General features: G+C 37.7%; 10 protein-coding genes, 1 tRNA gene and 1 pseudogene. All 12 read left to right on the top strand.

Annotation, left to right across the window (positions count from 1 at the left end; translation table 11 throughout):
• The gene (locus J2Y40_RS19100; protein ID WP_310000779.1) at positions 1-546 is read left to right on the top strand and encodes a 3'-5' exonuclease; all 546 of its coding nucleotides are present in this window, start codon (positions 1-3) and stop codon (positions 544-546) included.
• 4 nt (positions 547-550) lie between these two features.
• Complete coding sequence (locus tag J2Y40_RS19095; protein ID WP_153398205.1) at positions 551-922, top strand: cyclic-phosphate processing receiver domain-containing protein; 372 nt, start codon at positions 551-553, stop codon at positions 920-922.
• A gap of 145 nt (positions 923-1,067) precedes the next feature.
• Entirely contained in the window at positions 1,068-2,084 is a 1,017-nt protein-coding gene (locus J2Y40_RS19090; protein WP_153398207.1) for an RNA ligase, Rnl2 family, read from the top strand.
• A gap of 92 nt (positions 2,085-2,176) precedes the next feature.
• Positions 2,177-3,130, top strand: coding sequence for a peptidase (locus tag J2Y40_RS19085; protein WP_310000775.1), 954 nt, complete (start codon positions 2,177-2,179; stop codon positions 3,128-3,130).
• 71 nt (positions 3,131-3,201) lie between these two features.
• The gene (locus J2Y40_RS19080; protein ID WP_153398211.1) at positions 3,202-3,765 is read left to right on the top strand and encodes a metallophosphoesterase; all 564 of its coding nucleotides are present in this window, start codon (positions 3,202-3,204) and stop codon (positions 3,763-3,765) included.
• Positions 3,766-3,859: 94 nt separating this feature from the next.
• Positions 3,860-4,411 (top strand): 3'-5' exonuclease, encoded by a 552-nt coding sequence (locus J2Y40_RS19075; protein WP_310000771.1) that lies wholly within the window; start codon positions 3,860-3,862, stop codon positions 4,409-4,411.
• A 58-nt stretch (positions 4,412-4,469) separates the two neighbouring features.
• A complete protein-coding gene (locus J2Y40_RS19070) occupies positions 4,470-5,513 on the top strand; it encodes a hypothetical protein (RefSeq protein WP_153398215.1) in 1,044 nt (347 codons plus the stop codon).
• Positions 5,514-5,879: 366 nt separating this feature from the next.
• A tRNA-OTHER gene (locus J2Y40_RS19065) sits at positions 5,880-5,942 on the top strand.
• Between the two features lie 430 nt (positions 5,943-6,372).
• Positions 6,373-7,470 (top strand): slipin family protein, encoded by a 1,098-nt coding sequence (locus J2Y40_RS19060; RefSeq protein WP_153398217.1) that lies wholly within the window; start codon positions 6,373-6,375, stop codon positions 7,468-7,470.
• 391 nt (positions 7,471-7,861) lie between these two features.
• Positions 7,862-10,666 carry a type I restriction endonuclease subunit R gene (locus J2Y40_RS19055; protein WP_310000769.1) on the top strand — a complete coding sequence of 935 codons (2,805 nt, stop codon included), beginning with the start codon at positions 7,862-7,864 and terminating at the stop codon, positions 10,664-10,666.
• A gap of 52 nt (positions 10,667-10,718) precedes the next feature.
• Complete coding sequence (locus J2Y40_RS19050; protein ID WP_310000767.1) at positions 10,719-12,293, top strand: type I restriction-modification system subunit M; 1,575 nt, start codon at positions 10,719-10,721, stop codon at positions 12,291-12,293.
• Between the two features lie 7 nt (positions 12,294-12,300).
• Positions 12,301-12,497, top strand: a pseudogene (locus J2Y40_RS19045) (hypothetical protein); the annotation flags it as partial.

The raw sequence follows: 12,497 nt of genomic DNA, 5'->3' as shown, positions 1-12,497 counted from the left end.
ATGTTTTTATACGATAAAGTCATAGTCATTGATATTGAAGCGACCTGCTGGGCAAAAGGAGAAGTTCCCGAAAATTCAAAAAGAGAAATTATTGAAATCGGGATCTGCAAACTGAATATGTCAGACGGAAGCATAGAAGATAAAAGAAGCTATCTGATCAAACCTTTACAGTCAGAAATAAGCGAATACTGTACAAACCTTACAGGAATTACTGCTGAAAAACTGGAAAATGAAGGAATGACTTTTCAGGAAGCCTGTTCCAATATCAAAAACAGATACAATTCCCTGCACAGAACCTACGCCGGCTACGGTGGATTCGACAAATCGATTATGGAAAGCCAGTGCAGCGAATTGGGAGTGAAATTCCCTTTCAGTGAGACCTATCTCGATCTGAAAGTGATGTTAAGTCTAATGAGCGGTGAAAAACCGATCGGACTTCTGAAAGAACTCGAAGCAAGAAATATCAGTTTTGAAGGAAGTGCACACAGTGGTGCAGATGATGCCTTTAATACGGCAAAGCTTCTGTATCATGTTTTAAAAAAATAAAGCAATGGAAATAACCAAAAGATTATTGTTTCTGGATGATATAAGATACCCAATTGAAGCGTATCATTATACAAAGAAGGACATTTTCCTCAGAAAAGACTGGCATATCGTCCGGAATTACGAACAGTTTGTCAACAGGATTTTGGAAAAAGGACTTCCGGAAATGATTTCTTTTGACCACGACCTTGCCGATGAACATTATTTAAAACCGGATACCCTGGAGTTTGTTGAGAAAACAGGCTACGACTGTGCAAAATGGCTCATAGAATACTGTATGGATAACTATTTAGACTTACCAAAATTCTACTGCCACTCCATGAATCCCGTAGGAAAAGAGAATATTCTAAACCTATTAAAAAATTTTAAGAACCATTAAATTAATAACGGATTGAATTATAAGAATATTAAGATGAATTTCACTTTAAAATGTGCTGTCTATGAAAAATCTTTGATTTTTTCCTTAATTAAACTTAAAACTTACCAGAATCTTAATGGTTTAAAACAACATTAAAAACTAAAAAATGATTTTCAAAACATATAACGCTATAGAAAATGCTTACCAGGCCCGCGTGATCGATCAGATCAGGATTCAGGGTTTTGGGGATGAGGTTTTCATCGTACAGGAGAAGGTCCACGGTGCTAATTTCTCTTTCTTTACCGATGGAAAGGAAATTAAGATTGGAAAACGGACCGCTTTCATCGAAAAAGATGATAAATTTTATAACGCACATCAGATTTTGGAACGTTACAGAAAAAACGTAACCGATTTGTTCCATAAAGTAAAAACGCTGTTTCCGGATCTTGAAACCGTAGTCATCTATGGTGAATTGTTCGGCGGAGGCTACAAACATAAAGAGGTTGCACCCGTAAAAGATGCCGTAAAAGTACAGGCAGGGGTGGAATATGCACCTTATAACGAATTTTATGCTTTCGACATCAAGCTGAATGGAACCACTTATCTGGATACAGACAAAGCCAATCAGATTTTTGAGGAAACCGGATTTTTCTATGCTAAAATTCTATTCCAGGGAACTCTGGAAGAAGCTTTGAAGTACCCGAATGCCTTTAATTCAAAAATTCCGGGATGGCTTGGCCTTCCTGAAATAGAGGATAATAGGTGTGAGGGAACCGTGGTCAAAACTTTAAAAACCCGTTATTTTGGAAACGGAGCCAGGATTATTCTTAAAAATAAGAACGAAAAGTGGGTCGAAAAATCCAAAGTAGAGAGAAAAGAAAGGAAAACCATTCAAAAACAGGTCAATTTCAGTGAAAAAGCTCAGGAAATCTGGAATGAAATTCAGAAATACGCTACTGTTAACAGATTGAATAACGTAATGAGCAAGATCGGCGAATTTGAACCTAAAATGATGGGACAGGTAATTGGCCTTTTCTCACAGGATATCCTGACTGATCTTGAAAAGGATTTCCCCGGCATTTTTACAGCAATAGAAAAAGATGAGCAGAAAAGAATCAATAAAAAACTGAATTCTTTAGCCATTGATGTGATAAAAGAAGAGCTGATGACTCTTAAAGTGTAGTTTCGGTAAATTTTTACCGGAACTTTTTTATGTGTACAATCCCACAGCAGAAGCTTTTAAAAAAAAACTTCTGTGATAAAAAACCAGAAAAAATGATACAGGCAGAAATAAAAAGTCTTTTAAAAGAAGACATCAGCATATTGGTGAAAATTCCGAACTCCGGAAAGCATTATCTGTGTGACTGCGGGGAAGCAAGCCTACTCACGGTGAAGGAAGCACAGTCGGTTTCGGCAATATTTATCAGTCATACCCATATTGATCATTTCTCCAATTTCGATGGAATATTCAGACATCAGATAGGGAGCGGAGAAAAAGTTGTGATCTGTGGTCCGGAAAATATTCACCGGCAAGTTGAAGCCAGATTAAAATCCTATACCTGGAATTTAATAGATGAAGGTGCCATAGCTTATGAAATCCGGGAAATTGTTGCAAAAGACAAAATAAATATTTACACCATTCATCCTCCGCTCTGGAATGCAGAGCAGGCAGGAAGTCAGGATTTCCTTTTTAAAGATGAATCTGTGGAAGTTGATTTTGCAGTTCTCGATCATAAGACAGCTTCTGTGGCTTACTTATTCAAAGAAAAAGATTCCGTGACATTCCATGAAAATGCCTCAGAATTTAAAAAAGGAAAATGGATCAGTGAACTGAAAATAGCTTTTGAAAACAACAATTCGGATAAAGAAATTGAAATTGAGGGAACGGTGTACAAAGCTTCAGATCTCTTTTATCATTTAACACGTACCGAAGGCTATAAACTGGGCGTTATCATGGATCATGCAGTGTCTGAAGACAATTATAAAAAGATAAAAGCAGTTTTCAAAGGAGCGGATAAAGTATACATTGAAACCTTTTACAAAGATGAAGATCAGGAATTTGCAACAGCTAATTATCACAGTTTTGCTTCAGCATCCGGAAAGATCATGAACGAATGTGGAGTAAAAGAAGCTGTTCCCGTTCACTTTTCAAGAAGATACACCGAAAGTGATGTACAGGAAATTGAAACCGCTTTTTATAAAGCATTTCAGACCGTTAAAAACAATTAGTAATTAAACTTTACAATCATAAAGCCGAATCAACAGAGCATTTTATGGTTGAACAAAAACAATTAAAAAAAATGAAACCAAATATTTTTTTCACGGCAGACCATCATTTCGGTCATGCCAATATTATAAAATTCTCAGAAAGACCTTTTGAATCATTGGAACAGATGAATGAAGAGCTTATCAAGAGATGGAACGAGAAGGTTGGTGTCAATGATACCGTCTATCATTTAGGCGATGTCAGCCTCGGTAAACCTGATTTTACCAAAGAAGTCCTTGACAGATTGAACGGTAAAATCCACCTGATAAAAGGCAACCATGAAGGCGCGGCACTTACCTATCCCAAACGTTTCGAATCCATCAGAGATTACCACGAACTGAGAGTTGATGAACCGGACAACAGCAATAGCAATCAGAAAATTATTCTTCTGCATTACGCCATGCGCAGCTGGAACGGCTCTCACCGCGGAGTTTGGCAGCTCTACGGTCATTCACACGGAACATTACCGGACGATGAAATGGCCCTGAGCTTTGACGTGGGAGTTGACTGTCATAATTTTTACCCGATTTCTTATGAAGAAGTCAAAGAAATTATGAAACGAAAAAAGTGGACACCCCCGTTTGCCCCAAGAAATTAAATTTAAAATAAAAAAGGGAGAAAGAAAATTGAGAAAGACCATATTAACTTCCATCTTCTGGCTCCCATCTTCCCTCTTTAGAAAATGTAAACCAATGAAAACAACAGAAAATATATTAATTATAGACCTTGAAGCCACATGTTGGGATAACCGCCCGCCCAGAGGTCAGGAAAGTGAGATCATTGAGATCGGAGTATGCATCATGAATGCAGCTACCGGCCGTATCTCCCAAAATGAAGGAATTTTAGTGAAACCGCAATATTCAAAAGTAAGTCCGTTTTGTACAGAACTGACTTCCCTTACCCAGAAAATGCTGGACGAAGAAGGTGTGATGCTGGAAGATGCACTGGACATTCTGCGTGCAGAATATGATTCCGAAGACCTTACCTGGGCCAGTTACGGAAATTACGACCTGAATATGCTGCAAAGCCAGGCCAGAAGATTTAACGTGGATTATCCGCTGAGTTATGACCATATCAACGTGAAAACCCTGTTCGGCCAGCTGCATCCAACAGTCAGGAAAAGTGTCGGAATGGCCAGAGCTCTAGGTGAACTGAATATGAAACTTGAAGGTACTCACCATCGAGGAGTAGATGATGCGAAAAATATTGCTAAAATCCTTTACTGGTGCCTGAATCAGGCTTAAAAATAGGAGTGAAATTCACTTAAAATCCGTATATTTAAAGAAATAACCTGTACCTGAAATGATTGAAAAAATTAGCCCGATTGAGCACATCAGAATGCGTCCGGGAATGTATATCGGAATCCCAAACCATTATGGAATTCTGGAAATGTTAGGCTATTTGATAGAGGATTTTTTTAAAGCAGGTATTGATGAGATACATTTCTCTCTGAAAGATGATAATCAATTGATTATTGAAGGATTTGGTAAAAAAAGTTTACTGTTACTAAGCAATACTTTAAAGAATGTTGATTCACATTTTAGTAAAAATTGTCCTTTCTCTCTTATCGAAATTCTGGCACTAAGTGAATCATCAGAAATGATGGTTAATGATAATGGTAATCAGTATGGAATAAGATCAGATAAAGGAAAATTGAAGGAGCTTACATCCGTTTTTCAGGAAACATGTAACAATATAAAAATAGACTATATCCCCGATCGGGAAATTTTCAAAGACCTTTGTCTTAATTATGAAATACTTAATCATTTATTCAGAAGATATGCCTTTCTGAATCCTGAAATTAAGATTAAAAGTGTCAATGAATTAAACAAAGATCAACAAGTCAATATTTTTCACTTTCCCAATGGAGTTTCTGAGATCATGGATTACGAACTTGAAAAAAGATTTCTCTATTACAGTCCTTTTTTTAAATTGGATTTCCAAAAGAAAACGGAATTTTCTTATGCGGTTGCTTTGCTTTTTTTTAATAACTGTTATGAAGCTTTTAAGATCAAAACCTACGCGAACTATAAAGAAGCTACATTGGGAGGTTCTCTATTAGATGGAATAATGCAGGGATTTCAAAAGTTTTTTAAAGAAGAAGCACGAAAGAAAAATAAAAGAATAAGTGTTCGTTCTGCTAAGCTTAAACAACATCTTTTTCTTTATGCATCAGTAACAGGGGAGCTTACTTTCCTTGGAGCAACCAGACAGAAACTTGGAACACCTTTAGTTCAAAAAGAAAGTAAAGAATTCGTCTATCAGGAACTGAAAACTTATTTTACTGATAAAGACGACGAACTCATTGATGTTCTCCGGATATTTGAAATAACAGCAGAGATATAAATATTCAGCTAAAATAAGGATCGTACAGCCGTATGATCCTTATTTTATTATGCTTTTTGGCAATGATCAGAATTTTTTTTACCTATAAAATCAAATAATTTTCTTTAATTTTTTAATACGCAAAAAGGTTGCGCAATTGGTTTCTTACTTTGCATCATCAAAATGAAATACTACTAAAATTTTGAAAAACAGATTTTAGTCAAAATATCAGACAGGCCATGTTGGAGTGTTTCTGTATAGCACCATTGCAGGAGATTTTATTGAGAAATATGATGTTCTTCTGTTCAGCGGGTCTGAAGGTTAGGAGTTTTCCATAAAATTCCATGCGCTATGGGTCGAAGGTTCGAATCCTTCTATTTCCTTCACGGGAATATAACTCAGTTGGTTAGAGTAATAGCTTATGATGTGTGGGTTCGAATCCCACTGCCAATTCGATTGGTATGGCGGAATGGTTGACGCGCTGCACTATGACTGCAGTATCATTGAAATAGACTCAAAATCTATTTTTTATGCCGAGTTTTAAATGTTTCTCATTAAAAAAACATCTTTTTACAGGAAAATCTGAGGTTTTTTCAGCTGTTGGATCAGCATTTTGGAAAAACCTGCAGGAAAAGATTTTTCTGAAGATGAAATCGGTCTTAGGAACAGACCTTATTGGATAAATAGAGTTAATGAAAAGCTTTTGTATGAGTTTCAAAAAAGAACAGGATACAGAATCATGAAATCAACAATACCATTCAAAAAGCTGTTCAGAGGCAGAATGAATTTTCTGAAGCCCTTTTCTTCCGTTGTTTTTGAAAGAAACAATCTCGGTTTTTCCCTTTTTTAAATAAATAATAACCATAAAATACAATTAGAAATGTTGAAAAAAATTACAGTTAAAGCATATCAGACAGGTCTTGTTTTCCAAAACGGAAACCTTATTCAGATCCTTAAAGAAGGTGGTTACTGGATGTTCGGAAATAAAACCGTAACGATTCATGACATGAAAACAGCATTTCATGCCCCTGAAGACCTTAACCTTCTTCTTAAAAATGAACAACTGAACACTATGTTACAGGTAATTGATGTAAAAGACGGCGAAATCGTGCTGGTCTATGAGAACGGAATTTTCAAAGAAGTATTGAAAGTAGGGCAGTACGCCTTCTGGAAAGATATTCTGAAAAGAGAATTTCAGAAAATTGACCTTACCAAAGTGGAAATCACAGAAAACATATCCAGAACCGTTCTGGAAAATCCAATGTTGAGAAACTTCGTAAGAAAATTTTCAGTGATCAACCAATATAAAGGAATACTGCTTATTGACGGGAAACTTACGAAAGTGCTTGAACCGGGAACATACAACTTCTGGATGAATGAAATTCCTATTGAAGTAAAATGTGCCGATATCCGTATGCAGCAAATGGAAATTGCCGGACAGGAGCTTTTAACAAAAGATAAAGCTATGCTCCGTATCAACTTCTATGTAAGCTTTCAGATCATCGATATTGAAAAATCCCTGATGCATAATAAGGAATATGATAAGCAATTGTATGTTCTGATGCAGCTGGCTCTGCGTGAATTCGTAGGAGCACTTACCCTGGATGAACTATTGTTGAAAAAAGATGCTGTAGGAAAAGAAATCCTGGAAAACTTTGGAAATAAAGGAAATGATCTTGGATTGAAAGTTTCAGACGCGGGAATCAGAGATGTGATCCTGACCGGGGAAATGAAAGAAATCATCAACCAGGTATTGATTGCAGAGAAAAAAGCCCAGGCCAACAGCATCATGAGACGTGAAGAAACAGCTTCTACCAGAAGCCTTCTGAACACTGCAAAGCTGATGGAGGAAAATGAAGTCCTGTGGAAACTGAAAGAAATGGAATATATGGAGAAGATCGCAGAAAAGATCGGAGATATCACCGTTTCCGGAAACAGCAATATCGTTTCCCAGCTGAAAGAAATTTTTGCTAAATAGAAACTAATAACTATCACCATAGGGGCAGACTTGTGAATAAGCAGGTTTGCCCCGTTTTTATTTACTTACAATGCCAAATAATTATAATACCATCCGGAATAAACTTTTAGAAGCTTTCCCTCAATCGGATATATCATTTTTGAAGGTTTGAAACAGGAATTGAAGCTAATAGGTAAGAATATTTCATTCCAGAGGAAAAGAAATGGAGAGTCTCAGTTATAATCAAATAGCTGGGATTTATTTTTATTTATAAAAATTTGTAAAACAATTACTTATGTCGTGTTTCTGGTTTAAGGTTCCTGTCAAAACTTAAAATATTTACCCATAATACGGAAACCCGTAAGGTCATCAAGCCGGAAGCCTCTACTTTTACTTCCAAGAAATTAATACGATGACTACCCAAACCGAACAGGCACTGGAAAACGGACTGATAAAAACTCTTATAGACAACAGCTATGAATATGTACAGCTGAGAGAGGAAAATCTGTACGCCAATTTTAAAAGCCAGCTCGAGAAACATAATAAAAAGAGATTGGCTGAAGCCGGAAGAACAGCTTTTACGGATAAAGAGTTTGAAAAGATCCGTATTCACCTGGAAGGAGGTACCCGTTTTGAGAAAGCAAAAAAGCTGAGAGATCTTTACCCTCTTGATACGGAAGACGGTCAGCGCATCTGGGTTGAATTTCTGGACCGGCAGAAATGGTGTAAAAATGAATTTCAGGTTTCCAACCAGATCACTACTGAAGGAAGAAAAAAATGCAGATATGATGTCACCATCCTCATCAATGGGCTTCCTTTGGTTCAGATAGAGCTCAAAAGAAAAGGAACAGAGCTCAAGGAAGCATATAACCAGATTCAGCAATATTATAAAACATCTTATACAGGCCTGTTTGATTATGTTCAACTTTTTATCATTTCGAATGGCGTGAATACCCGGTATTTTGCCAACAATCCTAATGGTGGTTACAATTTCACATTCAACTGGACGGATACGGAAAATGTTCCCTATAATGATCTGAGCCAGTTTGCTAACTCTTTTCTGGAAAGATGCAGCTTAGGGAAAATGATCAGTAAATATATTGTTTTACATGAAGGGGATCGTGCTTTAATGGTCCTTCGTCCCTATCAGTATTATGCGGTTGAAAAAATCCTGACCAGAATAGAAAATACCGCCAAAAATGGCTACATATGGCATACAACAGGGGCCGGAAAAACATTAACCTCTTTTAAAACAGCTCAGCTGGCGTCTGAAATAGATGGGGTAGATAAGGTCATTTTCGTTGTAGACCGGAGGGATCTGGATACCCAGACCCAAAGTGAATATGATGCCTTTGAAAAGGGAGCCGTAGATGGCACCGATAACACATATGAACTGATAAAAAGGCTGGGAGGGAATTCCAAAATTATTATTACAACGATCCAGAAGCTGAACAATGCCGTTACGAGAGACCGTTACAATAAACATCTTCAGGAGGTACGCGAACAGAAAGTCGTGATGATCTTTGATGAGTGTCACAGAAGCCAGTTTGGGGATTCGCACCGTAATATCAGGCAGTTTTTCAGCAACCTTCAGATTTTTGGATTTACCGGAACGCCCATTTTTGCAAAAAATGCAAATGAGCATACAACGGCTGAAATATTTGATGACTGCCTGCATAAATACCTTATTAAAGACGCGATTGCAGACGATAACGTATTGGGATTTCTCGTGGAATATTACAAAGGAAATACTGAATTAGGCGGAGATTATATGAATGAAACCAGAATGACTGAAATTGCAAAATTCATTTTGGGGAATTTCCATAAATCAACCGCAGACGGAGAATTCAACGCCCTTTTTGCCACTCAATCTATAACGGCATTAGTGAAATATTATAAGCTTTTTAAGCAGCTTAATCCTGAAATAAAAATCGGTGCCGTATTTACTTTTCCCTCAATCAGTAATCAGGATGATGAAAATACAGGAATGGGGCAGGGGTTTGCCAATGAAAAGGTAACTTCGGATGAACTGGCAGACATTATGAGCGACTATAATCAAATGTTTGACACTTCATTCTCTACTGAAAATTTCGGAGCCTATTATGATGATATCAATTTGAGAATGAAGAAGAAAAAACCGGAAATGGAGCCGCTGGACCTACTTCTTGTGGTGAATATGTTCCTCACTGGTTTTGATGCTAAAAAACTCAATACCTTATATGTGGATAAAAACCTGGAATATCATGGATTATTACAGGCTTTCAGCAGAACAAACCGTATTCTGAATGATAAAAAGCAGTTTGGGAAGATCATCTGCTTCCGTAATCTTAAGGCTAATGTAGATGAAGCCATTAAATTATTCAGCAATAACCAACCTGTTGAGCATATCATCCGCGGGTCTTATGATGAAGTCAAAGGACAGCTTTCCGATCTTATGCAGGATTTTAAAGAGAAATATCCTGAAGTTCAGATCGTAGATCTGCTGCAAAGTGAAGACGACAGGCGTGATTTCGTACTGGACTTCCGTGATATTATTAAAAAGCGGGCTGAAATACAGGTGTATGATGATTTTGATGCCGAAGACAGCTCTTTTCCAATGACCAATCAGGAATTTGTGGACTTCCGGAGCAAATACCTGGATATTGCAGATCGGGTGCATACTTCATCCACCATTGGAGAAGATCCGCAGGTGTATGGAAACCAACAGACTCTGGAGGATATTGATTTCTGCCTCGAATTATTGCACAGCGACATCATCAACGTAAGCTATATACTGAAACTGATGGCAGGATTGGATACTAAAAAAGATGATTACGAAAAAGAGCGCCAGCGCATTCTGGATACCATTTCCAATGACTCGCAAACACGTAACAAGACACCACTCTTCCATGAATTTATGCAAGAGAACATTGACAACAATAAAGAAGAATTTGAAAGATCCAAAACCGACGGTACTCTGGATCTGGAAAGCCTTCTTAATGAATTCATAACCCGTAAACGCGATGAAGCCATCCATAAATTAGCTGATGAAGAAGGTATCAACGTTGAGGCATTGGCTGCTTTTATTGCGGAATACGATTATCTCCGGCGGGAAAAACCAGAAATCATTCAGGATGCAGTAAAACAGATTAAAGTCGGATTAAATGAACGCCGTACCATTATTGATCGTGTATCCCAAAAATTAAAAACTATAATCAGTGTCTTCAGCTGGGATTAAAAACCAGGCAAACCTTTATCAACATCCATTTCGGATATAAAAAACAATAATTATGAGCGAAGAATTACAGGAAAAACTGCGCACCCAGTTGTGGATGGTAGCCAATGCTTTGAGGGGAAATATGTCTCCCAGCGATTTTATGTACTTTTCACTAGGCTTTATTTTCTATAAATATCTGTCTGAAAAAATTGAACTTCACGTAAATGAAGAGCTGGATTATGATGGTCTGAATTTTCAGCAGGCCTGGGAAGGCAATGACGAAAGTTTAAAGGAGAATATTAAGCGGACCTGTATTGATAATCTGGGATATTTTATTCAGCCTGAGCATCTGTATTCTCACATCATCAGCCTTATCCAGAAAAAAGAAAATATCCTTCCTGCTCTGGAACGTTCTATGAAACGTATTGAAGACAGTACAATAGGACAGGAGAGTGAAGATGATTTTGGCGGATTGTTCTCTGATATCGACCTGGCATCTCCAAAACTGGGAAGAACACCCGAGGATAAAAACCGCCTGGTAAGTGAAGTTCTGATCGCTTTAAACGGAATAGATTTCGGTTTAAACGAAGCCGGGGATATTGATATTCTGGGTGATGCTTATGAATATATGATCTCCCAGTTCGCAGCCGGAGCGGGAAAAAAAGCCGGAGAATTTTACACGCCTCAGGAAGTCAGCCAGATTCTTGCGGAAATTGTGACTACCGATAAAATAAGGTTGAAAGATGTATTTGATCCCACCTGTGGAAGTGGATCTTTGCTACTAAGAACCGCAAAAAACTGCCGGGCAGATGTGATTTACGGACAAGAAAAAAATCCGACAACCTTCAATCTGTGCCGTATGAATATGCTGCTTCATGGAGTAAAATATAAAGATTTTGATATCCGCAACGGCGATACTTTGGAGTCTGACCAATTTGGAGATCAGCAGTTTGATGCGATTGTAGCCAATCCACCATTTTCTGCACAGTGGAGTGCTGCTTCAAAGTTTAATACAGATGACCGTTTCAGCCCTGCCGGAGTACTGGCTCCCAAGTCAAAAGCCGATTTTGCTTTCATCCTGCATATGCTCCACCACCTTAACGACCAGGGAACGATGGCTTGTGTAGCTCCGCATGGTGTTTTGTTCAGAGGCAGCGCAGAAGGAAAAATCCGCCAGTTCCTGATTGAAAAGAAAAATTATATTGATGCCATTATCGGGCTTCCTGCCAATATTTTCTACGGAACAAGCATTCCAACCTGTATTATTGTAGCCAAGAAATGCCGTAAAGAGGATGAAGGAGTTTTATTTATCGATGCCAGCAAAGAATTTGATAAAGTTAAGACCCAAAATAAAATGCGGGTAGAACACATCGAAAAGATTGTGGAAACCTACCGTACCCGCGCAGAAATCCCAAAATACAGCCATAATGCTACTCTACAGGAAATTGCAGATAACGAATATAATCTGAATATCCCGCGATATGTGGATTGTTATGAAGCTCCTGAAGAAATTGATATTCAGTCTGTCATGCACGAAATTAAACAATTGGAAGCTCAGCGCTCCCAACTTGATGAAGAAATCAATTCCTATATGGCTGAGCTAGGCCTTACCTTCGAATCACCTATCCTTAATGCTTTTACTAAATGATAATTCTATGATCGAGACAGCTAATCAAGTTTTTAAAAAGGGCAAAGTTCCTAATTTGAGATTTTTCGGATTTACACAAGATTGGGAGAGAAAGAAACTAGGGGAAATTGGGGAGACCTATAGTGGATTATCAGGGAAAACCAAAGAAGATTTTGGAACTGGGAAACCTTATATCCAGTACAAACAGGTTTTTGATAATTCTAA

The organism is Chryseobacterium sp. 2987 (genome assembly GCF_031456375.1).
GTDB classification, from domain to species: domain Bacteria; phylum Bacteroidota; class Bacteroidia; order Flavobacteriales; family Weeksellaceae; genus Chryseobacterium; species Chryseobacterium vaccae.
This window is presented reverse-complemented; position numbering and strand designations above follow the sequence as displayed.

Bases quoted from the DNA above. Each gene is read 5' to 3' on its own strand.
- J2Y40_RS19100 (WP_310000779.1), top strand. From the start codon at position 1: ATGTTTTTATACGATAAAGTCATAGTCATTGATATTGAAGCGACCTGC.
- J2Y40_RS19095 (WP_153398205.1), top strand. From the start codon at position 551: ATGGAAATAACCAAAAGATTATTGTTTCTGGATGATATAAGATACCCA.
- J2Y40_RS19055 (WP_310000769.1), top strand. From the start codon at position 7,862: ATGACTACCCAAACCGAACAGGCACTGGAAAACGGACTGATAAAAACT.
- J2Y40_RS19060 (WP_153398217.1), top strand. From the start codon at position 6,373: ATGTTGAAAAAAATTACAGTTAAAGCATATCAGACAGGTCTTGTTTTC.
- J2Y40_RS19075 (WP_310000771.1), top strand. From the start codon at position 3,860: ATGAAAACAACAGAAAATATATTAATTATAGACCTTGAAGCCACATGT.
- J2Y40_RS19080 (WP_153398211.1), top strand. From the start codon at position 3,202: ATGAAACCAAATATTTTTTTCACGGCAGACCATCATTTCGGTCATGCC.
- J2Y40_RS19090 (WP_153398207.1), top strand. From the start codon at position 1,068: ATGATTTTCAAAACATATAACGCTATAGAAAATGCTTACCAGGCCCGC.
- J2Y40_RS19050 (WP_310000767.1), top strand. From the start codon at position 10,719: ATGAGCGAAGAATTACAGGAAAAACTGCGCACCCAGTTGTGGATGGTA.
- J2Y40_RS19070 (WP_153398215.1), top strand. From the start codon at position 4,470: ATGATTGAAAAAATTAGCCCGATTGAGCACATCAGAATGCGTCCGGGA.
- J2Y40_RS19085 (WP_310000775.1), top strand. From the start codon at position 2,177: ATGATACAGGCAGAAATAAAAAGTCTTTTAAAAGAAGACATCAGCATA.